This window comes from Kitasatospora sp. NBC_00070, assembly GCF_045041205.1.
Classification (GTDB): Bacteria; Actinomycetota; Actinomycetes; order Streptomycetales; family Streptomycetaceae; genus Kitasatospora.
Genome location: NZ_CP108247.1, coordinates 6164223 through 6188318, shown reverse-complemented (window position 1 = coordinate 6188318; position 24096 = coordinate 6164223). Strand labels below are relative to the sequence as shown.

At 73.1% G+C, this 24096-nt stretch carries 21 protein-coding genes; 5 read left to right on the top strand and 16 right to left on the bottom strand.

What is annotated here, in order from left to right; translation table 11 throughout:
* Positions 1–189: 189 nt before the first annotated feature.
* From OHV05_RS28145 to OHV05_RS28120, 6 genes are read right to left on the bottom strand one after another with little or no spacing between them, the layout of a single operon-like run.
* On the bottom strand, positions 190–1260 hold the full coding sequence (locus OHV05_RS28145; RefSeq protein WP_405020152.1) for an LLM class flavin-dependent oxidoreductase: 1071 nt from the start codon (positions 1258–1260) through the stop codon (positions 190–192).
* Entirely contained in the window at positions 1260–2120 is an 861-nt protein-coding gene (locus OHV05_RS28140) for an ABC transporter substrate-binding protein (protein ID WP_405020151.1), read from the bottom strand. Before OHV05_RS28140 ends, OHV05_RS28145 begins: the two co-directional genes overlap by 1 nt.
* Positions 2121–2858: an ABC transporter ATP-binding protein gene (locus OHV05_RS28135; RefSeq protein WP_405020150.1), complete on the bottom strand. Its 738-nt coding sequence runs from the start codon at positions 2856–2858 to the stop codon at positions 2121–2123.
* A complete protein-coding gene (locus OHV05_RS28130; protein WP_405020149.1) occupies positions 2855–3670 on the bottom strand; it encodes an ABC transporter permease in 816 nt (271 codons plus the stop codon). The genes OHV05_RS28135 and OHV05_RS28130 overlap by 4 nt, the downstream gene beginning before the upstream one ends.
* Positions 3667–4686 (bottom strand): NrtA/SsuA/CpmA family ABC transporter substrate-binding protein, encoded by a 1020-nt coding sequence (locus OHV05_RS28125; protein WP_405020148.1) that lies wholly within the window; start codon positions 4684–4686, stop codon positions 3667–3669. Before OHV05_RS28125 ends, OHV05_RS28130 begins: the two co-directional genes overlap by 4 nt.
* 24 nt (positions 4687–4710) lie before the next feature.
* Positions 4711–5700, bottom strand: coding sequence for an ABC transporter substrate-binding protein (locus OHV05_RS28120; protein WP_405020147.1), 990 nt, complete (start codon positions 5698–5700; stop codon positions 4711–4713).
* A 319-nt stretch (positions 5701–6019) separates the two neighbouring features.
* On the opposite strand from OHV05_RS28120, the gene OHV05_RS28115 reads away from it, so the two are divergent.
* Both OHV05_RS28115 and OHV05_RS28110 read left to right on the top strand, forming a co-directional pair.
* On the top strand, positions 6020–6802 hold the full coding sequence (locus OHV05_RS28115; RefSeq protein ID WP_405020146.1) for an IclR family transcriptional regulator: 783 nt from the start codon (positions 6020–6022) through the stop codon (positions 6800–6802).
* Between the two features lie 345 nt (positions 6803–7147).
* Positions 7148–7771, top strand: coding sequence for a hypothetical protein (locus tag OHV05_RS28110; protein ID WP_405020145.1), 624 nt, complete (start codon positions 7148–7150; stop codon positions 7769–7771).
* Between the two features lie 162 nt (positions 7772–7933).
* Here OHV05_RS28110 and OHV05_RS28105 read toward each other — a convergent pair whose 3' ends face one another.
* From OHV05_RS28105 to OHV05_RS28095, 3 genes are all read right to left on the bottom strand, one after another.
* Positions 7934–11275: an AAA family ATPase gene (locus tag OHV05_RS28105; RefSeq protein ID WP_405020144.1), complete on the bottom strand. Its 3342-nt coding sequence runs from the start codon at positions 11273–11275 to the stop codon at positions 7934–7936.
* Positions 11276–11384: 109 nt separating this feature from the next.
* Positions 11385–12521 (bottom strand): serine hydrolase domain-containing protein, encoded by a 1137-nt coding sequence (locus tag OHV05_RS28100; RefSeq protein WP_405021563.1) that lies wholly within the window; start codon positions 12519–12521, stop codon positions 11385–11387.
* A gap of 125 nt (positions 12522–12646) precedes the next feature.
* Positions 12647–13078, bottom strand: coding sequence for a group III truncated hemoglobin (locus OHV05_RS28095; protein ID WP_405020143.1), 432 nt, complete (start codon positions 13076–13078; stop codon positions 12647–12649).
* A 103-nt stretch (positions 13079–13181) separates the two neighbouring features.
* Between OHV05_RS28095 and OHV05_RS28090 the strand changes: the two genes are divergently transcribed.
* Positions 13182–14171, top strand: coding sequence for an aldo/keto reductase (locus OHV05_RS28090; RefSeq protein ID WP_405020142.1), 990 nt, complete (start codon positions 13182–13184; stop codon positions 14169–14171).
* A 260-nt stretch (positions 14172–14431) separates the two neighbouring features.
* On the opposite strand, the gene OHV05_RS28085 is transcribed toward OHV05_RS28090, so the two are convergent.
* From OHV05_RS28085 to OHV05_RS28060, 6 genes are all read right to left on the bottom strand, one after another.
* Complete coding sequence (locus OHV05_RS28085) at positions 14432–15091, bottom strand: winged helix-turn-helix domain-containing protein (RefSeq protein WP_405020141.1); 660 nt, start codon at positions 15089–15091, stop codon at positions 14432–14434.
* Positions 15092–15350: 259 nt separating this feature from the next.
* Positions 15351–15473 carry a hypothetical protein gene (locus tag OHV05_RS28080; RefSeq protein ID WP_405020140.1) on the bottom strand — a complete coding sequence of 41 codons (123 nt, stop codon included), beginning with the start codon at positions 15471–15473 and terminating at the stop codon, positions 15351–15353.
* 114 nt (positions 15474–15587) lie between these two features.
* Positions 15588–16187 carry a GTP-binding protein gene (locus OHV05_RS28075; RefSeq protein ID WP_405020139.1) on the bottom strand — a complete coding sequence of 200 codons (600 nt, stop codon included), beginning with the start codon at positions 16185–16187 and terminating at the stop codon, positions 15588–15590.
* The gene (locus OHV05_RS28070; RefSeq protein ID WP_405020138.1) at positions 16168–16617 is read right to left on the bottom strand and encodes a DUF742 domain-containing protein; all 450 of its coding nucleotides are present in this window, start codon (positions 16615–16617) and stop codon (positions 16168–16170) included. The genes OHV05_RS28075 and OHV05_RS28070 overlap by 20 nt, the downstream gene beginning before the upstream one ends.
* Positions 16618–16624: 7 nt before the next feature.
* A complete protein-coding gene (locus OHV05_RS28065) occupies positions 16625–17044 on the bottom strand; it encodes a roadblock/LC7 domain-containing protein (RefSeq protein ID WP_403032505.1) in 420 nt (139 codons plus the stop codon).
* Positions 17041–19749, bottom strand: a complete 2709-nt coding sequence (locus OHV05_RS28060; RefSeq protein ID WP_405020137.1) for a nitrate- and nitrite sensing domain-containing protein — start codon at positions 19747–19749, stop codon at positions 17041–17043. Before OHV05_RS28060 ends, OHV05_RS28065 begins: the two co-directional genes overlap by 4 nt.
* Positions 19750–20054: 305 nt before the next feature.
* Here OHV05_RS28060 and OHV05_RS28055 point away from each other — a divergent pair, with 305 nt between their 5' ends.
* Positions 20055–21866 carry an AMP-dependent synthetase/ligase gene (locus OHV05_RS28055; protein ID WP_405020136.1) on the top strand — a complete coding sequence of 604 codons (1812 nt, stop codon included), beginning with the start codon at positions 20055–20057 and terminating at the stop codon, positions 21864–21866.
* Positions 21867–22050: 184 nt separating this feature from the next.
* Positions 22051–23160: a polysaccharide deacetylase family protein gene (locus tag OHV05_RS28050; protein ID WP_405020135.1), complete on the top strand. Its 1110-nt coding sequence runs from the start codon at positions 22051–22053 to the stop codon at positions 23158–23160.
* Between the two features lie 57 nt (positions 23161–23217).
* On the opposite strand, the gene OHV05_RS28045 is transcribed toward OHV05_RS28050, so the two are convergent.
* Positions 23218–24015 carry an SGNH/GDSL hydrolase family protein gene (locus OHV05_RS28045; protein WP_405020134.1) on the bottom strand — a complete coding sequence of 266 codons (798 nt, stop codon included), beginning with the start codon at positions 24013–24015 and terminating at the stop codon, positions 23218–23220.
* Between the last annotated feature and the right edge of the window lie 81 nt (positions 24016–24096).

Below are 24096 nucleotides of genomic sequence, written 5' to 3'. Positions count from 1 at the left end.
GCAGCCAGGGGCTCGGGGCTCTGCTGATGTGCGGCTCCGCCGCGTGGGCGAGGAGATCTGGCGCCGGGGTCACGGACGAAAGTGTCTGACCACCTGCGCGACGATCACCTTGCAAGGGCCCGCCTCGCAGTTCCCCGAGCCCCTGGCGCCGTAGGCGGTGAGTGCCCTGCCCCGAGCACCCGGCAGTGGCTAGCGGAGGGCGGGGAGGACGGTCTCGGCGACTCGGTAGGCCTCTTCGAGGAGGGGGTTGCCGGAGAGGATGAAGGTGTCCACGCCGAGGGACTGGTACTCCTGGAGGCGTTCGATCACCTGTTGGGTGCTGCCGACCACGGCGGTGCCGGGGCCGGGGCGGAACAGGCTCATGCCCGGCCACAGGTTGGGGTGGGTCTCCAGTTCGCGGGCGCGGGCCGGCACCCGCCCGCCGTGCTGGCGGAACTGCCGCTGCCAGCCGACGCCGTCCTCCGCGCCGTCCCCCAGCATCCGCGCATAGGTGGCCTGACTGGTGACGTCGAGCAGCCGGTCGGCGGCGGCCCACGCCTGCTCCTCGGTGTCCCGGACGATCAGGTGCAGCCGCAGGCCCAGCCGCAGGGTGCGCCCGTGCGCGGCGGCCCGCGCGCGGACCTGGTCGAGCTTCTGCCGGAGCTGGTCCAGCGGTTCGCCCCAGGTCAGGTAGACGTCCACGTGTTCCGCGGCCAGCTCGATCCCCGGCGCCGAGGAGCCGCCGAACCACAACGGGGTGTGCGCCCCGCCCTGGACCGGCGCCAGCTCCCGCAGTGCGGCCCCGGCGTTCGGCAGGTCGTAGAACCGGCCCTTGTGGTCGAAGACCTCACCGGCCGTCAGCCGCTTGACGATCGACCAGTACTCGGCGCTGAGTTGGTAGCGCTCGTCGTGCTCCAGGTGCAGACCGGACTGCCGCAGCTGCTCGGTGGAGCCGTTCACCACGTTGAACCGCAGCCGGTCCGGGCCGAACAGCTGACTGAAGGTCAGCGCCATCTTGGCCAGCAGGGTCGGCGAGATCAGCCCGGGGTGCACGGCCAGCAGCGGCTTGAAGCTCGGCCGGGTGACCGCGGCCAGCGCGCTCGCCAGCGGCCAGACGTCGTACAGGTCGGTGGCGAACAGCGCGCCGTCGTAGCCGAGCCGGTCGGCCGCGACGCCGAGCTGCTGGAGGTAGGCCAGGTCGACCGGGCGGCGGCCCTCGGGCTCCCAGGGGAAGCCGCCCTCGCGCGGGATGACGTACCAGAGGATCTCGGGGGTGGGCATCAGCGGGCTCCGTGGACGGCGTCGGTGACGGTGATTCGGGTGGGGAGGAAGCCGGCGGCGGTGAGCAGGTCGGCGGCCTCCTGCTGTTCGGCCAGGAAGGCGGCGGAGACCGGCTCCAGCTTCCAGGGCAGGTCCTGGAGCGCCTGCCGCCAGTCGGCGGGCTCGCCGCCCTGGTCCTCGGCGGCGATCGCGGCGGCCTCGTCCAGGTGCCCGGCGGCCCAGGCGTCGGCCTCCGCCAGCGCGGCCACGATCAGCTCGACCAGCTCGGGGCGCCCGGCCGCGAAGTCCCGGCGGGTGAAGAAGACGGACCGGTCGGTGATCACGTCACCGGCCTCGACCAGGGTCCGGACGGTGCCGGCCCGCCGGGCGGCGGAGAGCTCCGCGCCCTGCGCCACCCAGGCGTCGACCTCCCCGGCGAGCAGCTGCCCGTACGCGGCCGGACCGGACCGCAGCGCGGTGATGTCGGTGCCGTACGACAGCCCGGCACCCGCCAGCGCCTTCGCGGTGAAGTGGGTCTGCCACGATCCGATCGCCAACGCGACCCTCCGGCCCCGGAGTTCGGCGACGGTACGGATCTCGCTGTCGGCGGTGACCAGCAGCGCGCCGTGACCGGGCCGGGGGGACGAGACGGCGGCGTACACCAGGTCGAGCCCGGCGGCCTGGGCGGTCAGCGGCGGGGTGGAGCCGGTGCCGCCGAAGTCGATGGTGCCGTCGGCCAGCGCGTCCGCGGTGGCCAGACCGCCGACCTGGTGCCAGGTCACCGTCTCGCCGAGCGGGGCCAGGGCGGCCTCCAGGATGCCGAGCCGGGAGAGGTGGTAGAGCGAGGGGTTGGCGTTGTGCACACCGATGTTGACGGACATTCAGTTCACTCCAGTGGGGATCGGGGTGTGCACGCCGAGGTCGGCGAGCAGCCGGCGGCGCAGCTCGGCGAAGGCGGGGTCGGCCGGGTCGCGGGGGTGGTCGAACGGGATCCGTTCGTCGGTGACCAGCTTGCCGTCGCGCAGGACGGCGACCCGGTCGGCCAGCCGGACGGCCTCCTCCACGTCGTGGGTGACCAGCAGCACGGCCGGCCGGTGGGCCCGGCAGAGCTCGCCGACCAGGTCCTGCATCCGCAGCCGGGTGAGGGCGTCCAGGGCGGCGAACGGCTCGTCCAGCAGCAGCAGTTCGGGCTCCCGGACCAGCGCCCTGGCGAGCGCCACCCGCTGTGCCTCGCCGCCGGACAGGGTGGCGGGCCAGGCGTCGGCGTGCTGTTCCAGGCCCACCTCGGTCAGCGCCCGCAGGCCGGTCTCCCGGCTCGCCGCACCGCGCGGCAGGCCGACCGTGACGTTGGCCAGCACCCGCTTCGAGGGCACCAGCCGGGGCTCCTGGAAGACGATGGTGCGGACCTCGGGCACCAGCACCGTCCCGGCGTCGTGGTGGTCGAGCGCGCCGAGGATGCGCAGCAGCGTGGTCTTGCCGGTGCCGCTGGCGCCGAGCAGGGCCAGGAACTCGCCCCGGGCGAGGTCCAGGTCCAGGCCGTCCAGCACGTGCCGGGTGCCGAAGGTCCGGCGCAGGCCGCGCAGGTGCACGGCGGCGTTCTCGGGTACCGAGGTGTTCATCGGGCAGCCCCCTGGGTGCGCCATGGCATCAACAGCCGTTCCAGCAGCCGGACCACACCGTCCGCGAGCAGCCCGACCAGGGCGTAGACCAGGATGCAGACGGTCAGGATGTCGGTCCGGGAGTACTCCTGCGCGGTGGACATCAGATAGCCGATCCCGGCCGTCGAGTTGATCTCCTCGGCGGCGATCAGCGCGATCACGCTGAGCGTCATCGACAGCCGCAGGCCGGAGAGCAGGGCGGGCAGCGCCCCTGGCAGCACCACCTCGCGCACCAGGGCCAGTCGGCCGACGCCGAAGCTGCGCATCGCCTCCACCAGCTTGCGGTCGGTGTTGCGCACCCCGCCGGCGGCGGAGACGTACATCGGGAAGCTGGTGGCCACCGCGATCAGCACCACCCGGGCGGTCTCGCCGATGCCGAACCAGACCATGAACAGCGGCACCAGCGACAGGAACGGGATGGTGCGCAGCAACTGCACGGAGGAGTCGAGCAGTTCCTCGCCGAGCCGGGAGAAGCCGGTCAGTACACCGAGGGTGAGGCCGATGCTCGCGCCGATCAGCAGACCGGAGCCGGCCCGGGTCAGCGAGACGGCGAGCGCGTCGCCGAGCTGCCCGCTGCTCCACAGCTCGCCGAGGGCCTGCAGCACCGCGCCGGGCGAGGCCAGCAGGTCGTCGGTCAGTACGCCGGTGGCGGAGGCGGCGTACCAGGCGATCAGCACCACGACCGGGCCGAGCGTCCGCAGGCCGAGGGCGAGGCCGGGCCGGCGCGGGCGGGTGGTGCGGGGCTTCGGGGCGACCAGGTGGGTGGTGCTCATCCGGTGCTCCCGGGCAGCGTGGTGGCGTCCAGGACGTACGGCTTGACGTCGAAGAAGCCCTTGGTGATCTGCTGGTCGGCGAAGAACCGGGCCACCGTGTGGAACCGGGTCAGGTCCGCCTCGGTGATCGGCTGCGCGGTGCCCCTGGCCTTGTCGATCGGGATCTGGACCGCCCGCTGGGCGTCGCTGACCGCCTCGGGCCCGGCGGTGGTCTGCACGTTGAGGTAGGCGCCCGGGTCCTGCTGCTGCTTGAGCCCGGACTCGTGCAGGTACTCGTAGAGCGCCTTGACCACGGCGGGGTGCGCGTCGGCGAACTTGGTGCGCACCGTCCAGACCGCGTAGTTCTCCGAGCCGACCTGGCCGCCGGTCACCAGGAAGTGCGCGTTCCGGTCGGCGAGTTGCGGCACCGAGTAGGTGCCCCAGGTGGACCAGGCGTCCACCTGGCCGGAGTTGAAGACCGGGGCGGCCTGGTTGGGCTGCAGGTAGACCCGGCTGACCTGGTCGACCGGGACGTTGTTCTGCTGGAGCGCCTTGAGCAGCAGGTACTCGCTGGTGCCGCCGTGCCAGACCGCGACCTTCTTGCCGACCAGGTCCTGGACGCTCTTGATCCCGGAGTCGTTCTTGACCAGGATGCCCTCGCCGAGCTGGTCGGGCGCGACCGCGGCGAACAGCTTGAAGCCCGGGGACTGGGCCAGCGCGGCGGTCGCGGAGGTGATCGAGCCCTGGGCGAAGTCCAGTGCGTCGGCGTCGAGTTGCTGGGCGGCGGGGGCGAACGCCCCGGCGGTGCCGGTCCAGGCGACCTTGGCGTTGACCCTGGCCAGCGCCTTGGCCAGTGAGCCGTCCTTCTTGCCGAGTGCCAGCAGGCCGGAGTTGCCGTCCTCGGGGATCCGGACCTCGATCTGTCCGGCCCGGTCACCGGCGGCCGAGTCGCCGCCACCGGTCGAGGAGCCGCAGGCGGCCAGGCCGAGCAGGGCGGCGGCGAGGAGCGCGGCGGACGGGAGCAGGCGGGGGTTCATGGTGTGTCGCTTTCTGCGGAGGCGTCAGACGCCGGTGCGGTGGCGGGAGGCGAGCAGGGCACGGGCCTGCTCCAGTGGCGCGGGGTCGGCCCAGGCCCGGACTTCGACCGGATCGGGCAGGAAGCCCTGCGCGTGCAGGAAGCGCTCCTGCCGGGCCAACAGGTCGAGGCGTTCGTCCGAGAGGTCGAGTTGCAGCGAGTGCCCGGTGTCCGGGCGGTACGCGCCGGCCACCCCGTGCACCCCGGCGCCGGTCTCGGCGCTCAGGATCCGGGCCAGTTCGGCGGGTTGGTCACGGGCCCAGTCGGCGGCCTCGATCAGCACCGCGAGGAAGCGCGCGACCAGGTCGGGGCGCCGGTCCAGCAGGCGCTGGTGGACGGTGATCGGGCGCGGGGTGCCGTTGTTGACCCGGGCCCGGCGGTCGGCCAGCGCGTCCAGGTCGACCGCCACCACCGCGCCGTAGCGTGCGGCGGCCTCGACGGCCAGCGCGCCCTTGACGTACACGGCGTCCACCCGGCCGTCCCGCAGAGCGGCCAGTTCGCCCTGCCACTGACCGTGCGGCGAACCGGCCACCTCGGTCAACTCGGCGTCCGCCAGGGTGAGTCCGGCCTGCGACAGCGCACCGGCGAAGCCGTGCAGGGCCATCGCCCGCCAGAAGTCGATGCCGATCGCGTGCACCGGCACGGCCAGCCGGAGCCCGCGCAGCTGGGCCGGCTCACGCACCGGGCTGTCCGCCCGGACCAGGATCGACTGGCGCTCCTCGATCCAGGTGAGCCCGACCAGCCGGGTCCGCTCACCCCGTGAACGGGCCCACAGTGCGGGCACGTTGCCGCCCTCGCGGAACAGCCCGTCCAGGGCGTGGGTGTAGTGGTGGTCGGCGGCCACGGCGGCGGGGACGTCCTGGAGCGAACGGACGGTGATGCCGTCGGGCGCGAACTCCTCGGCCAGCCAGCCTCGGTCGGCGGCGATTCCGGTCGCGGTGGGCACCGGGCAACGGGTGAACCAGAGTTGGTCCATGACGGGGGACTCCCGGAGGTGGGGTGACGCTCTGTCGCACGGGGGCTCTCACCACGCGGCAAGGCAGGGAAGCGGAACGGGGTCAGCGGGGGCGACAACACCGGACCGGGGTCGGGCACAGCGTACGAGGTGTGGTCATCGTGCTGCTCCCTTCCGGTCCCGGTGGCCTGGTGACTGGAGGTTTCCACGGTCCGGGGCGTCACGGCAAGGCTTTCCACATGGTGGGAGCCATCTGTTGGCCGAGCCGTCAGACGGTGTAACGGAGGTTCACATTCCGGCAATACTTGCCAGATTGTGGCACTGTTCGCATGCTTGGGACATGACGACGACGGACGCCCCCGCCGGGGCCCAGGCAGTCACCCGGGCCCTCGGACTGCTGCACTGTTTCCGCGACAACGCGGGCGAGCTGAGCGCCTCCGACCTGGCCCGTCGGATGGAGCTGTCCGTCTCCACCTCGCACCGGCTGGCCCGCACCCTGGTCGCCGCCGGATTCCTCGAACAGGACCGCCGCACCGCCCGCTACCGGCTCGGCCCGTCCGTCGCCGAACTCGGCCAACTCTCGCTGCACCAACGCGGGTTGCACCGGGCCGCACCCGAGCTGGCCGCCCTCTCGGCCGCCACCGCCGCCACCGCCGACCTGGCCATCCGCAGTGGCGGCCACGCGGTCATCCTGGTCGGCGGCTCCGTCCAGCCGAGCACCGGCCTGGGCCTGCGCCGCCCCCTGCACTCCACCGCCCTCGGCAAGGTCCTGCTGGCCTGGGCCCGCCCCGGCGAGGACGACCTCACCGCGTTGCCGCCCCTGGCCGCCCAGACCGACCGCACCATCGTCGACCCGGTCGCCCTGGCCGCCGAACTCACCCTGGTCCGGGCGGCCGGCTACGCCCTGAACGACGGCGAATCCGCTTACGGGGTACGGACCTTGGGCGTACCGGTGCTGGACGCGGCGGGCCACGCACACTCCGCCCTCGCGGTCCGCTCCACCCCCGACGTCCTCACCGATGCGCGGCTGCCCTGGTTCCTGTCCCGGGCCAGAGCCTGCGCCGAAGCCCTCGAAGTCCTCCTCCTCGCCCCGAACGAACGCCGGGCCCGCACCCTGGACTGACCCACCCCGACTGTCAACGCCCGATGAACACCTCGTGGCACACGCTTCGGCAGCCAGGGGCTCGGTGCCTGCCGATGTGCGGCTCCGCCGCATGGGCGGGCCGGACTCCAGCCTCCGCTGCCGCGGATTCCGCATGCGCGCCCCGGAGGAGCGCAACGGATTCTGGTCAGCGCCCTCGCCCGGGCGGTCCGTGAGCTGGGTCCCAGGGCCGGCTGCCCGACGCCCAACTGCCTTGGCGCCAGGCCCCGCGAACGGCACACCGGGCATGGCGCTGCCCCTCGCCTGCAAGGTTTCTTCAAGCGGCCTTCGCCATCATCGGTGTTCGTGCCGATGAGGGAGGAAGTTGTGGCGAACAGCGTCGATCGGTCGGAGCGCCGGTTCGTCCTGCGGCTGAACCGTCGTCATCGGGCCAAGCCGATCCTGGCAGCGATGTGCCTGCTTCTGGGCACGCCCTCATACCTGTGGCTGGTGTGGCCGACCATCGGCAGTCACCCACCCGTCTACCACCTCGAAGACATCCTTTTCCGTTGCTTCCTCCTCATGCTCTGGCTGGCTCCTGCGGGTGCCGCCGCTGTGGTCGGACTCGCGGACACGGTCCGGCCCGCCCGGCTCACGCTTCGCCCCGACGGCATCGAGGTACGCACTCCGCTCCTGCCCAGCCGGTTTCTGAGCTGGCGTGCTATCAGCGGGGTCGATGCTCTGACCGTACGAAGTGCAGTGGCCTCGCAGCTGCTGGTGCTTGAGATTCCGGTTACCCGCCGACAGGCAGCCGGCCGCCCCGGCCGCAGCTACCAGCGCCTGCTCGTTGTGAACAGGGGCCTCCCTGGCTCGCAGGGACTCGCCTTCGATGATTCCTGCTACGACGTCCATGCCGTGGACGTCGTCACTGCGGTCCAGGCAATCGCTCCGTCAGCAGTCCGCACCGCGGACTACACCGGCACGCCCGTTCACGGCAGCACATTGGACTAGGTCCTCCCTGATGGCCTCACCTCCCGTGATCGCCCGGGCGGCCGCCTTCGGTTCGCCCTTCACGAAGTCCCAGATGGTGAACCAGTCCGTCGGCCGGGCACCCGACGGACTCCCGGATCACCTGCCGGAAAGCCGTCGCCGCCCACTCGGCGGAACCGCACATCAGCGGAGCCCCGAACCCTGACCTTCCGGAGCACCTGCCTGGTGGTCGGCGACCTGAGCCGCTGCCGAGCGACCTGCTTCGGCCGCCCAGTGCGGAGCGCTCCAGCGGTGGGCCACGTCCGCCGCGTGCCGGTAGTGCTCGGCGGCGTCGGGGTGGCCGAGGTAGGTGGCCAGGTCGCCGAGGGTCAGGGCCACCGGGCGCAGGGCGATCGAGGTGCTGGCCGCTCCGGCGATCATGTGCCGGAGCGGGAGCAGCTCGGTGAAGACCTCCTCCGCCTCGGCCCGTTCGTCCAGCGCGATGACGGCCATCGCCCGGATCGTCAGGAAGAACGACCGGTAGTAGTCCGGCGGAACGGCCCGCCCGGTACGGCGGACGGCCCGGGCCTCGGCCGGTCGGCCCAGCTCGACCAGGGCCAGCGCGCGGACGTCCTCGACGATCGCCCCGTACGCCGAACCGGTCTGCTCGATCAGGGGCAACTCGGCGCCCAGCGTGCCCCGTTGGATCGCCATGGTGATCCGGTGCAGCGCCCCGAAGCCGGCCGCGTGCAGCGACTCCCGGGCCACCAGGCCGTCCAGCGCCTGCTGGTAGTGGGCGTCCGCCTCGGCCGGCCGGTTCTCGATCAGGGCCAGCATGCCCAGCTGGCAGCGGCCGACGTCGACCAGCTCCGGCAGGTGGTACGTCTCGGCGATCACCAGCCCGGCCCTGATGTGCTCGCGCAGCGCCACCGGGTCGCCCCGGACGGCGGCGGCGGTGCTGAACAGGTGCTCGGCCTGCCAGCGGTAGGCCGGCAGGTCGTGCTCGGTGGCCACCGCGGCCAGTTCGGCGGCGATCTCGACCCGCAGGTCGATCTCCAACTCGTAGTCGTGCACCCGCGCCTGGGCGGCGAGCGCATGGGCCAGCAGCACCGGATCGCGCTCCGCCCGGGCGATCGCCACCGCCTCCTCGGCCGCCGCCCAGCCCTGCGGGCTGCCCGAGCAGTCGAGTTCGTAGGTGAGCGCGTCGAGCAGGTTGCACCGGGTGGCGGGGGCCAGGCCGGGCAGCGCGAGCAGGCCCGTCAGGGTGTCCACCGCGCTCTGGTCGATGGTGCCGTAGGCGTGCGCGACCCAGGGGGTGGGCACCGTCCAGGCGGTCCAGGCGGCGATCGCCAGGTCGGTCCTGCCGGTCTCCCGGGCCAGGGCGACGGCGGTGTGCCGGGTCGCCAGCGCCGCAGTGATGGCACCGGCCCTGACCTGGGCCCGGAGCAGGGCGCCGAGCAGCTCGATCCGGCGGGCCGGGCGGTCGTCGTCACCGGCCGGGACCAGGTCGAGGTTGGCGAGCGCCTGCCGCAGCAGCGCCGCACAGGTCTCGTGGGCGTAGCGCCGCTCGGCCGCCTCGGCGGCCCGGACGCAGTGCCGGACCGCCTCCTCCGCGGTGGCGGCGGCCGCGGCCCGGGTGAAGTGGTGGGCCAGCGCCGAGAGTTGACCCGGGCGCAACTCGGCCAGCGCCGCGCCGACCCGGCCGTGCAGCCGGGCCCGGCGCAGCCCGCTCAGGTCGGTGTACAGGGTGTCCCGGACCAGGGCGTGGGTGAACCGGACCACACCGGGGCCCGGTTCGGTGAGCAGCCCGCCGGCCAGCGCGGTCTCCAGGGCGGCCAGCACCTGGTCCTCGGTCCGCTCGGTGGCCGCCAGCAGCAGGTCGACCTCGGCCTCCCGACCGACCACGGCGGCCAGCCGGAGCACCTCGACCGTCCCGGTGGGCAGCACCCCGAACCGGCGGCGCAGCACGTCGCCGACGCCCTGCGGCACCTCGGTGACCGCCACCAGGGCGCCTTCACCGGCCAGCAGCCGGGCGCTCTCCCGGAGGTAGAACGGGTTGCCACCGGTCCGTTCGGCCAGCGCGGCCACCGTCTCGCGGTCCACCGGCGTCGGGCAGACGGCCGCGATCAGCCGGCCCGCCTCGGCCTCGGCCAGACCGGACAGCGGCAGCCGGCGGGGCGAGAGCCGGGCCAACTGGGCCAGCGTGTCGGTGAGATCGCCCTCGCCCGGGCGATGGGCGACGATCAGCAGCAGGCCGGGGACGGCCGGACCGGTGCTGAGCTCGGCGAGCAGTGCCCGGGTCTCCTGGTCGGCGGCGTGCAGATCGTCCAGCACCACGGCCACCGGGCGGTCGGCGGCCGCCCGGCGGAGCCAGTCGGCCACCGCCCGGTGCAGCCGGAACCGGCCCGCCAGCGGGTCGCTCCCCCGCCGCGCGGCGTACTCCTCGGCCTCCAGCAGCGGGGCCAGCACCTCGGCCTCGCCGGGCCCGGGGCCGACCTGTCCGGCCAGCTCGCGGAGCGCCTCGGTCCAGGCCCAGGCGGGCGGCGCACCCTCGGTCTCCGGGCACCGGCCGGAGGCCACCAGCCAGCCACCGGTGGACAGTTCGGACCGCAGCCGGCGCAGCAGTGCACTCTTGCCCGCCCCGGCCTCGCCGCTGACCAGCACCACCGCCCGGGCCCCGCCGACCGCCTCGGCCGCCGCCTCCCGCACCGCCCGGAGCTCGTCCGCCCGGCCGACGAACAGCTCCGGCTGCGGCACCGGTACGGCTACCAGGGTGGGCGCACCGATCAGCTCGGTCCGCTGGTTGAGGATCGCCGACTCCAACTCGGCCAGCGCGGGCCCGAGATCGAGGCCCAGGTCGGTGGCCAGCAGGGTGCGGGCCCGGCGCAGCGCGTCCAGCGCCTCGGCCTGTCGGTTCGCCGACCACAGTGCCAGCGCGAGCAGCCGCCACCCCTCCTCGCGGAACGGGTGCTCCTCGGTGAGCGCCAGGGCCTCGGGCACGGCGGCACCGCAGTCGCCCTGCTCGACCGCCAGCGCGATGGCCAACTCACGCGCGGTGAGCCGCAGTTCGTTCAGCCGGGCGACCTCGCGGAGTGCCCAGGGCCGGTCCGCGAACTCCGCGTACGCCTCGCCGTCCCAGAGCTCCAGCGCCTCCCGGGCCGGTCCTGGTCGCCGCAGTTCCCGGGCCCGGGCCACCAGCCGCTCGAAGTCCCCGGCGTCCAGTGCCCCGTCGTCCGGCAGCCGCAGGGCGTACCCGGGGGCCTCGCTGACCAGCACCCTGGCGGGCTCGCGGGGGCCCCGGGTGGGCTCCAACACCCGGCGCAGGTTGGAGATGTACGCCTGCAGGGAGGCCGCCGCCTTGGCCGGCGGCCGTCCGCCCCACAGTCCGTCCACCAACCGTTCGGCGGCCACCACGGCTCCCCCGGCGACCAGCAGTTGTCCGAGCACCCCGCGCTGTCTCGGCCCGCCGAGGTTCACCCGCACCCCGTCCACCTCGGCCGCCAACGCCCCGAGCACTCTGATCCGGACCGTGCCCACGCCCTGCACCAGCCCTCCCCCGGACCCACCCCGGCTCTGACCGCCGAGCCTATGCGATCCGCTCCCGGGAGCTCCAAGCGGACTCCAACCGGACTCCAAGTGCGGGCTCGGCCGGGCCTCAGCGGCAGAGGGCCGCTTCGACCACGCTCTCGACCTGCCTGGTGCCCGCGTCGTCGGCCGGGACGGTGGTCACCGTGACGTTGGCGGCACGGCCGTCCTCGGTGACGCCGCCCCGGCTCTCGAAGCCCGGGATGTCACCGCCGTGGCCCCAGTAGACCCCGCCGCAGGGCAGCGGCCTGCTGATGATCCCCAGCCCGTAGCCGGCACCGGTGTCCCCGATCGGCACGGTGGTGCGCATCTCGGCGAGTTGGGCCGCCGGCAGCAGACGACCGGCCAGCAGGGCGGTGAAGAACCGGTTGACCTCGGTGTTGGTGGAGATCATCTGCCCCGCCGCCCAGCCCGCGGAGGGGTCCAGCTCGGTGAAGTCGCGCAGCTGCCCGTCCGCGGCATCCCTGCGGTAGCCCTTGGGGTGGGCCTCCCGGATGGTCCGGTCCCCGGCGGCCGGGAAGGAGGTGTGGCGCAGTCCGAGCGGCTTGAGGATGCGGCGGTCGATCTCCTCGGGGAGCGGGCGGCCGGTGACCCGCTGGACGAGCAGGCCGGCCAGCACGTAGTTCGTGTTGCTGTAGCGGAAGCCCTTCCCCGGGGCGAATTCGGCCTTGTGCCGGAGCGCCAGGTCGAGCAGCTCACGGGGCTCGAAGTACCGGTCCCGCAGGACGGTCTCCTCGATCAGGCCCTCGTAGTCCGGGATCCCGCTGGTGTGCTGGAGGAGCTGACGGACCTTGATCCGGTTCCCGTCGATCCCGTCCCCGCGGACCAGACCCGGCAGATAGGTCTCGATCGGCTCGTCCAGGGCGACCTTCCCCTCCCCGACCAGCTGCAGCACCACCACGGCGGTGAAGGTCTTGGTGTTGCTGCCGATCCGCACCTGGCCGTCGTTCGGCACCTTCCCACCGGTGGACAGGTCACCGACCCCGGCCGTGTAGGTGCGGCTACGGCCCGTCCGGTCCTGGACGCTCGCCAGGGCGGCGGGCACACCACCGGGGCGCACCAGCGCGTTCAACCCCTGCTGGACACCGTCCGGCCCGGCCGCGGCGGACGGCGCCGGGGCGGCGCCCACCGTCAGCAGTCCGGCGACCAGCGCCGCCGCCACGGCCGACCACGCCGCTCGCCGACCGGAAGGAATTCGCTGCCACATCTGCTCGCGCACGAGTCAACTCCTGGGAAACCACCGGGTGACCGGGGACGCTCCCCGGTCGCGATGCGGCCAGTTTCGTCGGGTGGCTCGCCGATGACCTCCCCCGACCGGGGGAGCCGTCGGGGTCAGCCGCTGCGCAGCAGGACGGCCGAGAGCGGGACAAAGCCGCCGGTGCCGCCACCGGTCGCGCCGCCGGTCAGCCGGCGGAGCATGGCCAGCGAGATCCGTTCGCCCTGGCTCTTGGCCCGCTCGGCCAGCGGGCCGCTGTGCAGGCCGTCCACGGTGGCCGTCCAGAGCTGCAGCCAGCGGCCGAAGTGCCGGGCGGTGAGCGGCTGTCGGGCGTGCAGGGCGGCGTGCGGGGCGAACAGGTCGCGCCGGTACTCGGCGGACCGCAGCAGCGCCCGCCCCCAGAAGTCCGCGATGTGCGGCAGGTGCCGATCCAGCTCGGTGCCGGCGAAGAACGGGCCGATCACCGGGTCGGCGAAGGCCGCACCGTAGAACCGGCGCAGCAGCACCTCGAGGTCGGCCCGGTCGGCGATGTCGGGTCGGACGGACATCCGGGGGCTCCTCTCCCTGGGTCGGTCGCCAGCCTAAGGTGCGGCGCACCGGGAGAGCAGGGTCGTTGGTCCCCACGGGGCGGGAAACTGGCAGGATGCTGCCATGACGTACCTCGCCGCCGATGACCGTTACTCCACCATGACCTACCGGAAGGCCGGCCGCAGCGGAGTGCTGCTGCCCGCCGTCTCGCTCGGTCTCTGGCACAACTTCGGTGACACCCAGCCGTTGGAGGTGCAGCGCGCAGTGCTGCGCCGGGCCTTCGACCGCGGCGTCACCCACTTCGACCTGGCCAACAACTACGGTCCGCCGTACGGCAGCGCCGAGAAGAACTTCGGCACGCTGTACGCGCAGGACTTCCGCCCGTACCGGGACGAGCTGTTCATCGCCTCCAAGGCCGGGTACGACATGTGGCCGGGCCCGTACGGCGACGGCGGCAGCCGGAAGTACCTGCTCGCCAGCCTGGACCAGTCGCTCGACCGGATGGGCCTGGACTACGTCGACGTCTTCTACTCGCACCGCTACGACCCCGAGACTCCCCTGGAGGAGACCATGGGGGCGCTCGACACGGCCGTGAAGTCGGGCCGGGCGCTGTACGCGGCGATCTCCAACTACCCGGCGGAGCAGCACCGCGAGGCGGTGGCGATCCTGCGCGAGCTGGGCACGCCGGTGCTGCTCAACCAGTCCCGCTACTCGATCCTGGACCGGGGCGTCGAGGACGCCGTGCTGGACGCGGTGGGCGACACCCGGACCAGCCTGATCGCGTACTCCCCGCTGGCCCAGGGCCTGCTGACCGACCGTTACCTCTCCGGCGACGTGCCGGTCGGCTCCCGGATGTCGGTCGGCCACTTCCTCAAGGAGGAGGCGCTCACCGGGGCCAAGCTGGACCAGCTGCGGGCCCTCGCCAAGGTCGCCGAGCGCCGTGGCCAGAGCCTGGCCCAGCTGGCCCTGAGCTGGGTGCTCCGCGACGACCGGGTGGTCTCGGTCATCATCGGCGCCAGCAGCGTGGCCCAGCTGGACCAGAACCTCGACGCCCTCGCGGCAGGCCCGCTCACGGCCGAGGAGCTCAGCGAGATCGACGCGCTCACCCGCTAGGGGCTCCGCCTTTGGCAGGTGCTCAGCCGTCTACTACCCAGGGGCTCGGGGCTGCGCTTCAGGCAGGCGCCCGGGCATCTACGGTCCAGGGGCTCGGGGAACTGCGAGGAGATCTGGTGTGCGGGTCACTGCGAAAGTCCCTAACCACCCACGCGACGATCACCTTGCAAGGGCCGGCGTCGCAGTTCCCCGAGCCCCTGATGGCTGATGCCCGGAACGCAGGGCCCCGAGCCCCTGGCGGTGCAACGTGTGCCAAGGGCTTACGAGTTGACCGGGGTGTACTTGTAGCCGACGCGGCGGACCGTGACGATGCTGTCGCGGTAGGCCGCGCCGAGCTTGCGGCGGAGCCGGGCGACGTGGACGTCGACCGTGCGGCCGTCGCCGACGTGGCCGTAGCCCCAGACGGCGGAGACCAGGTGGTCGCGGGTGTGGACGCGCTGGGGGTGCTCGGTGAGGTGGGCGAGCAGCTCGAACTCGAGGTAGGTGAGGTCGAGCGGCTTGCCGTCGACGTGGGCGCTGCGGCGCTCGGTGTCGACGCTGATGCCGCGGGCCGACGGCTTCCCCGGCGTCCGGACCGCCGCGACGGCGGGGGGGACCGGTGCCGCGGCCGGGACCTCGGTGGCGGGGACCAGGACCAGGTAGCCGACCAGCGGGCCGCTGCCCGCCTCAGTGCTGCCGAACTGTGCGCCGTACTGCGCCAACAGGCCCTGCGGGATGGCGGACTGGGGCAGTGCGGCGACCACCGTGGCGCCCTCGGGGAGCGTCCCGAACAGCGCCTGCGGGGCGACCGGGACGGTGGGGGCGACGACGGGGGCGGCGCCGAGGTGCCGGCGCTCGGTGGGGGCGGTGACCGACCGGACCGCTCGCAGGTGCGGGGTGGCGGAGGGGAGGGACAGGGTGGCGGTGGAGGAGGAAGACATGATGCCGCTCTTTCGCGCGTGACGGATGGTGGGTGTCGTCTGCGCGTCGACCTGGGCCGGGCACCGGTGCTGACGGGAGGTCAGCCGGTGGGGCGGGACGCGCCGGGCGGGCCGGGGCACGGCTGCTGCGGTCGGTGCGACGGGCGGGGCGTGGGAAGAGTCCACGTCCGGTGGTTCGTTGCCCGGCGAAAGAAAGTGGCCGGAGGCAGCGGAACCGTCGCGTCACCGAAGACGGCAGGAGTGCGGGTCGGACCCGGGGTCAGCGACAGCAGGCGCTGGAGCAGAGCGCCTGGTCGATGTACCGGCGCATGGTCAGGACCGGTGTCACCGGGGCGGACCGGACCGTCGGGCGGAGCCTCGGACGGGCTGCTGCTGCGGTCATGCTGTGGTACCTCCCCCCGGACGCTGCGATGAACTGTCGGCATGAGCGTTCCACGACCTGGGCCCCGGCGGCAAGCCGGATGCACGAAAACCGTCCACAGAGCGAGACGGTGTCTCAGATCGTGAAACCCTGCCGCTCCAGCGCGTGTTCGGCGAGCCTGATCAGCAGCTCCTTGCCGTCCTCCCTGCGGCGTGCGTCACACAGCAGCACCGGCACCCCGGGGTCGAGGTCGAGCGCGTCGCGGACGTCGCCGGGGGCGTAGACCTCGGTGCCCTCGAAGCAGTTCACCGCCACCACGAACGGGATGCCGCGCCGCTCGAAGAAGTCCACCGAGGGGAAGCAGTCGGCGAGTCGGCGGGTGTCCGCCAGCACCACCGCGCCGAGCGCGCCCGCCGCCAGCTCGTCCCAGGCGAACCAGAACCGGTCCTGCCCCGGGGTGCCGAACAGATAGAGCGCCAGGCCCGGGCGCAGGTCGATCCGGCCGAAGTCCATCGCCACCGTGGTGGTCCGCTTGGCCTCCACCCCGGAGGTGTCGTCCACCTCCTGCCCCGCCGAGGTGAGTTGCTCCTCGGTGCGCAGCGGCCGGATCTCGCTGACCGCGCCCACCAGGGTGGTCTTGCCCGCGCCGAAGCCGCCGGCGACCAGGATCTTGAGGGCCACCGCACTCCAGGGCGAAGCCTGGCCGGGTCGGGTGTCAGAGTGCGCGAAGGCCATTGATCACGTCTCGCAGCAGGCGCTCGTCCGGTAGTTGGGCGAGCGGAACGGGTCGGGTGACGGCAATCAGTTCCGCGTGCAGCAGGTCGCCGAGCAGCACCCGCACCACGCTCACCGGCAGATCGGTGTACGAGCCCAACTCGGCGACGCTGAGCGGCTCGTGACGACAGAGGGCGAGGATGGAGCGGTGCTCCAGGTCGAGGTCGGGTTCCTCGGTCTCGTCCGGGTGCACGGCGGTGACCAGCGAGATCAGGTCGAACATGCCCTCCTCGACCGGCCTGGTCCGGCCCCTGGTCATCGAGAACAGCCGCACCATCGGCCCCGCGTCGTCGTCGAACCACTGGTCCTCGACGGGCGGGCGGGCGGGAAAGGCCGGCTGCGGCGGTTCCTCGGTCCTGCTCGACTCCGGTGCGGCGTTCTCGACGGTCATCGTTCGGTCATCTCCCCGGCGGAACGGACTCGGTACGCGGCTCGGCGGACAGGTGCTCGCCCACCCGCTTGACCAGCAGGGCCATCTCGTAGGCGATCTGGCCGACGTCGGACTCGGCCTCGCTCAGCACCGCCAGGCAACTGCCGTCGCCCGCGGCGGTAATGAACAGGAACGCGTCGTCCAGCTCGACCATGGTCTGCCGGACTCCGCCGACCTGGAAGTGCCGGCCGGCCCCCTTGGCCAGGCTGTGGAAACCGGCCGCGACGGCGGCCAGGTGCTCGGCGTCCTCGCGCTCCAGGCCCTGCGAGGCACCGGTGGCCAGACCGTCACTGGAGAGGATGACCGCGTGCCGCAGCGCCGCGACCCGTCCCACCAGATCGTCCAGCAGCCAGTTGAGGTCTCCTGACGGCTGTGCCGTTGCGGTCATGATTCGGTTCCTTCCGTTGGTGCAGGCTGAGCAGGTGTCACGGGTCGTGCGGGTGTCATGGGTTGAGCGGGTGTCACGGGTCGGGCCGGCCCGGCCGACAGGGCCTGCGGCCGGGGTGCCGCTGGGAGCGCGGCCCGGCGGCGGGGCACCGGCGGGGCCGGGGCGGGGACGGCGGGCGCCGGCTGGTCCGGGACCACGGTGAGCGAGGCGGGCTGGATCCGGTCCCCCCGGCCGCGCTGGAAGCCACGCTGGAAGGAGGAGAAGGCCGACCTGGCCTCCTCCGGCGACCGGTCCCGGCTGCCCTCGGAGCCGGTGTCGGCCGGCTCGGCGCTCCTCAACTGCGGGGCCAGGTTGGCCTGCCGGACCCGGCGCGGCAGCAGCCCGCCGCCCGGCGCGGTGACCGGGGCCGGGACCGGCCCCTCCTCCGGCGGGCTGTCCGCCCGGCGGTGCCGTCCCGTCCCGGAGTTCCCGGCGGGCACCAGGGGCGGCCCGCCGACGGACCGGCGGCGCGGCAGGCCGCCCGGCGTACGGGCGGGTTCGGCGGCCGAGGGGCGCGGGCCGCCGACCGGGCGTCCGGCGGCCCGGACCGGCTCGTCGGCGCCCACCGGCGCGCTCTCGCCACGTCGGTGCCCGCCGGTGCCACCGTCGCCGGTCCGGCCCTCCGCCTCGTCCTTGCCGAGCGCCGGGACGGCCACCAGGTCGGCCCGACCGGTCCCGGTCGGCGGGACCACGGCCGGCCGGGCTCCGGCCGGTGCCTCCAGCAGGTCGGGGGCCTCGGCCAGCAGCTCGCGCGGGATCAGCACGATGGCCGCCGTGCCGCCGTACGGGGACGGCCGCAGATGGACCCGGATGCCGTGCCGCCGGGCCAGCCGGCTGACCACGAACAGGCCCAGCCGGTCGGTGTCCGCGAGGTCGAACTCCTGCTCCACCGCGAGGCGTTGGTTGATGTCGGCGAGCGCCTGCTCGCTCAGCCCGAGGCCACGGTCGTCGATCTCCAGCGAGAAGCCGTGCGCGACCACCTCGCCCTGCACGGTGACCTGGGCCTGCGGCGGCGAGTAGACCGCGGCGTTCTCCACCAGTTCGGCGATCAGGTGGGTGACGTCGGCGACCGCGCTGCCGAGCAGACCGGTGCCGGGGAACGGGCGGACTATCACCCGGGCGTAGTCCTCCACCTCACCGACGGCGGCGCGCACCACGTCGACCATCCGGACCGGCTTGCGCCAGGCCCGGCCCGGCGAACCGCCGGACAGGATGATCAGGCCCTCGGCGTGCCGCCGCATCCGGGTGGTCAGGTGGTCGAGCTTGAACAGGTCCTCCAGCTCGGCCGGGTCCTCGGTACGCCGCTCCATGGTGTCCAGCAGGGTGAGCTGACGGTGCAGCAGCACCTGGCTGCGCCGGGCCAGGTTGACGAAGACCGCCGAGACGCCCCGGCGCAGCTCGGCCTGCTCGACCGCCGCCTCGACCGCCACCCGCTGCACCTGGTTGAAGGCCCGGCCGACCTCGCCGATCTCGGCGGGGCCGAACTCCAGCTCGGGGGACTCGGCGGCGATGTCGACGGGCTCGCCCCGGCGCAGCCGCAGCATCAGGGCGGGCAGCCGGGCACCGGAGAGGTCCAGCGCCGCGTTCCGCAGGTTGATCAGCTCGCGGGCCAGGCCGCGGCCGATCCGGTACGAGATCATCACCGAGGCGACCACCGCGATCAGGCCGAGCAGGCCCGCGATGCCGCCGCGCACCAGCTGGTTGACCGCGTAGGACTTCGCCAGCGCGCCGATCTGGCCGGCCAGCCGGGTGTTCAGGGTGGAGAGTTCGCCCAGCGCCAGGTCGGCCCCGTTGTTCCAGTTCGACAGCGGGATCCGGAGCAGTGCGGCCTCCCGCTCGGCCGGGTTCTGGAAGCTCTCGAACTGCACCTCGGCCCAGGCCACCGTGGACATGCTGTCGCTGGTCCGGGCCGTCCGGTAGTCGGCCTGGTCCTGCGGTTCCAGCTCCGCCACGTAGACCTTGAACAGCGTCTGCTGGCTGTGCAGCGCGTCCAGCGCGGTCTGGTACATCACGTTGTCCGGCTTGGGGCTCCGGGAGCCCGGGCGGTTGGCCGCGTCCAGGGTCAACCGCAGGCCGCGGAGCGCCGCGTCCTCCTGCGAGAGGTACTCGCGGGCCCGGACCAGCTCGGTCAGCACCATCCCCTGCCGGGGCAGCTGGCCGCTCTGCCGGCTGACGAAGGCGGTCCGGAACGCGAACACCGGCTGCACCAGGTCGGCGTAACGGTCGATCACCTTGTCCCAGCTCTTCACCTGCTGGTCCACCTCGCCGCGGATGGTGGCGATCCCCTCGCCGGCCGCCAGCACCTCCTCCAGCCGGAGCCGCTGGGCGCCGTCCAGCTTGCTCTCCTCGGAGGAGTTCGCCTGGTAGCGCAGCAGTTGCAGCGAGCGGTCGGTGACCGCCTTGCTCTGCTGGTACTTCTCCTGGGCGTCCTTGTCCTCCGGGTCGGCCAGCCGGACCACAGCGAACTTGCGCTCGTTCTGGAGGTCCCGGGCGTACTGGTCGATCGGCGCGCCGAAGGCGCGGTAGGCCGAGCTGACGTCCAGTTGGGTCCACACGTCACCGGTGGTCACCAAGGTCGCGTACACCCACAGTCCGGTGAGCGCGACGATGGGCACCATGAGCAGCGCGATCATCTTCGCGCGGATCGAGCTGCTGCGCAGACGCATGGGGTCCTCGGTGCGGGGAAGAGCACGGACAAGGGGGTGCGACGGGTGCGTTTCGGGACACGTCTCTGCCCGAGATCTGCGTGAGCTTACTACTCCATGACCACTCGTTCGAAGGGTCGAATGCACAGTCAGACGGAAGCCGTCACGATCCTCCCGGTATCGCCCGCAAAGGGAGTTCTGTCCGACCGTCCCGGCTGACCGGCACATGCCGATCCGGCGATCCGGCGCACCACCCCTGGGCAGCGCTGCTGCGATCGGGTAGCTTCGCTGGCATCCGCTCGGGCAGACGGGAACGGGGGCCACGGGTGCGGCAGTACAGCGGCCCGGCCGCGCCGGCCCCGGCCGTCGGCGGGCTGGCCGACTCGGTGTACGACACCGCCGAACGTCTCCCGGCCCTGGTCCAGTTGGACCGCTGGGAGCAGGACGGCTGGCGGCACGTGACGGCGCTCCGGTTCCGGGACGAGGTGCTCGGCCTCGCCAAGGGGCTGCTGAGCCACGGCATCCGGTACGGCGACCGGGTCGCGGTGATGTCCGGCACCCGGTACGAGTGGACCCTGTTCGACTACGCGCTCTGGTCGATCGGCGCCATCCCGGTCCCGGTCTACCCCACCTCGGCGGCCGAGCAGGTGCGCTGGATCCTGGCCGAGACCCAGGCGGTGGCCTGCGTCGTGGAGCACGAGGACCACGCCATGACGGTCGGCGCGGTGTGCGACGCGCTCACCGCGCTGACCTCGATCTGGCAGCTGGACCAGGACTGCGTGACCATGCTGACCGAGGACGGCCGGGGCCTGCCGGACTCGCTGGTGCACCGTCAGCGGCTCGGCGTCTCCCCCGACTCGGTGGCCACCGTCATCTACACCTCGGGCACCACCGGGCGCCCCAAGGGCTGCCTGCTCACCCACGGCAACCTGGCGGCCGAGGCGGACACCCTGCTCTCCGGCTGGGCCGAGGTGGTCCGGGACACCGGCGGCGGGCAGCCCGCCAGCCTGGTGCTGCTGCCGCTGGCGCACGTGTACGGCCGGGTGGTGCAGATCGCGGCGATCCGCGGCGGCATCCGGCTCGGCCACCACGGCGAGTTGACCACCGACTCGCTGCTGCCCGCGCTGGCCACCTTCCGGCCGACCTTCCTGCACCTGGTGCCGTACGTACTGGAGAAGGTGTACCAGCGCGCCAGGGAGGCCGCCGAGGAGGCCGGCAAGGCCGAACTCTTCGGCCAGGCGGCCGAGGTGGCGATCGAATGGGCGGCCGCCCGGGAGCAGCGCGCGTTCGGGCGCGGCCCGGGGCCGAGCGCCTCGCTGCGGCTGCGGCACGCGGCGTACGACCGGCTGGTGTACCAGCGGCTGCGCGCGGTGCTGGGCGGCCGGACCAGGTCGGTGATGTGCGGCGGCTCGATGCTCGGCCGGGAGCTCAGCCTGTTCTTCACCGGGGCCGGCATGGCCGTGTACGAGGGCTACGGGCTGACCGAGACCTCGGCCGCCGTCACCGCCAACCCGCCGGGCCGGGCCAAGGCGGGCACGGTCGGCCGGGCGCTGCCGGGGTCCGAGGTGGCGATCGGGGCGGACGGCGAGGTGTGGGTCCGGGGCCCGGCGGTCTTCGCGGGCTACCTGAACCAGCTCCAGGACGGGTTCCACGAGGGCTGGTTGGCCACCGGCGACCTCGGCGAGCTGGACGAGGACGGCTACCTCACCATCACCGGGCGGAAGAAGGAGCTGATCGTCACCAGCAGCGGCAAGAACCTCGCCCCGACCGTGCTGGAGGAGCGGGTCCGGGCCCATCCCCTGGTCTCCCAGTGCCTGGTGGTCGGCGACAACCGCCCCTACGTGGCCGCCCTGATCACCCTCGACCCGCAGGCGCTGGCGCACTGGCTGAAGGCCAACGGGCGGGAGCAGCTGGACTCCTGGGCCGCGCTCGCGGACGAGGCGCTGCACGCCGAGATCCAGCGCGGCGTCGCCGCCGCCAACACCACCGTCTCGCGCGCCGAGTCGATCCGTGCCTTCCGCCTGCTGCCCCGCGAGTTCGGCCCGGAGCAGGGCCTGCTGACCCCCTCGCTCAAGCTCCGGCGCGGCGCCATCGTCCAGCACTACGCCGACGACATCGAGGAACTCTACGGCGGCTGACCCGACGTCCGAGAGGGTTTCGGCTATCTGCGAATCCTCTTGACGGGCCGTCTGGTCCAGTCCAATGTGTGGCCCGGTCCGGAAGCGGCGACAAGCGGCGAACCGGGCCCGGCCCGTGTGCGACGGGCCGATTCGTCCCCGCCCTCAGGGGAGTGCAGCGTTCTTCCCCCACAGGAGATCACTCGTGTCCACCACTCTGCGCCGTCTCGCCGCCTGCGCGGCCGGCACGGCGCTCACGGTCCTGAGCGCCGCGGTTCCCGCCGCGCACGCCGGGACCGCCCCGGCCGTCAACCTCGCCACCAACCCCGGCTTCGAGATCCCCACCCTGCCGCTGGCGGACTGGGGTTCGATCCCCGGCTGGCGCTGCGGCACCGGTGAGGCCGTGCTCGACACCGCCGCGCACGGCGGCGGTTCGGCCCTCACGGTGACCCCGGCCGGCGACCACAGCACCGGCGAGTGCGCCCAGACCCTCGCGGTCCGGCCCAACACCACCTACACCTATTCGGCCTGGGTGCGCGGCGACTACGTCTTCCTCGGCGCCACCGGCACCGGCAACGACGTCGCCCCGTCCTGGGTGCAGTCCACCGGCGGGAACTGGCGCAGGCTCAGCACCAGTTTCACCACCGGACCGACCAACACCTCCGTCCGGCTCTACCTGCACGGCTGGTACGAGCAGGGCGCCTTCTCCGCCGACGACGTCGAGCTGAGCGGCCCTGCGCCGGACCCGGCCTGGGCCACCTGGAACATGCCGACCCAGGACAAGGTGGTCTTCTTCACCATCGACGACGGCTGGGCGCGGTCCGCCGACGCGGCGCGGTTCATCGAGACCAACAGGCTGCCGGTGACGGCCTTCCCGCTGCCGATGCCGTCCGGCTTCGAGCCGGACTACTTCAAGCGGGTCACCGCCGCTCCCGGCTCCTCGGTCGAGGCGCACAGCGTCTCGCACCGCGACCTCACCACGCTCTCCGCCGCCGAGCAGCAGGCCGAGATCTGCGACTCCAGGGACGCGGCGGCGGCCCGGTACGGCACGGTCCCGACGATCTTCCGTCCGCCGTACTTCGCGTTCAACGCCGACACCCTGCAGGCGGCCGCCAACTGCGGGCTGCGCACCGTGCTGACCGCGACCGCGGACTACAGCTGGGGCGCCTCCACCAGCTACCGGGGCGGCCTGCAGGCCGGTGACGTGATCATCTTCCACTTCGCCGACACCCTGGCCGGGGACCTCCAGCGGGCCCTCACCGACGCCACCGCCGCCGGACTGACGGTGGCCGGGCTGCACACCTACACCGGCTGAGCGAACGGTCGTGCCCGCTGCCGCCCGCGTTGGGCAGCGGGCACGACCGTCGGTGGATCAGACGCCGGCGGTGAAGGCCGGCAGGTAGCCGCCCGACTGGCCGGCCGCCTTGGGGTGGTAGCTCTCGTCCACCGGCAGCACGGTGCTGTTCAGCCACTGCGTGCCGCTGGCGCAGATCTCGTGGCCGGTGAACCGGCCTCTGACGTCCTGGTAGCTGAAGCCGGCGTTCGCCACCCGCTTGGCGATCACGTCGTCCAGCACGTCGGCCGCGCTGTTGATGGCGGCCCGCTTGGTGTCGCCGATGCCGAACACGCAGCTTCCGCCGACCTTGTAGAGGTGCGGGTAACCCAGCACCACCACATGGGCGTTGGGGGCCTTCTGGTGGATCGTCGTGTAGAGGTTGTCGAGCAGGCCGGGCAGGGTGTTGGTCGCGTACGCCTTGGCGTTGGCGACCGCCGTCAGACAGGAGCTCTCGCTGTTCAGGACACAGGTCTGCATGGTGCTGGCGAAGCCCGCGTCGTTGCCGCCGACGCTGAGGCTGACCAGGGTGGTCGAGGCGTCCAGCGGGCCGAGCTGGCTGTTCAGCACGTCGCCGGTCCGCGCCCCCGAGCAGGCGGTGAACGCGAAGGAGGCGGGTGAGTTGGCGTTCTTCCACAGGTACGGATAGGCGTTGGTGCTGCGCTTGCAGTTGCCGCTCTCGCTGGTGTAGCTGCCCGCGCCCACTCCGGAGGAGTAGGAGTCGCCCAGCGCGACGTAGCGGGCCGAGGCGGCGCTGGCCGAGGGGGCCACGAAGAGGGTGGTCAGGGTGAGCAGGATCGCCGTGGTGGCGACGGACACGGCACGGGCAGAGCGCACGGATACCTCCACTGGAGTGACGCGGGTCACATTTTGTGTACCAGGGAGTAGCTTCGAGCAACAGTGGCCATGCCAAAACTG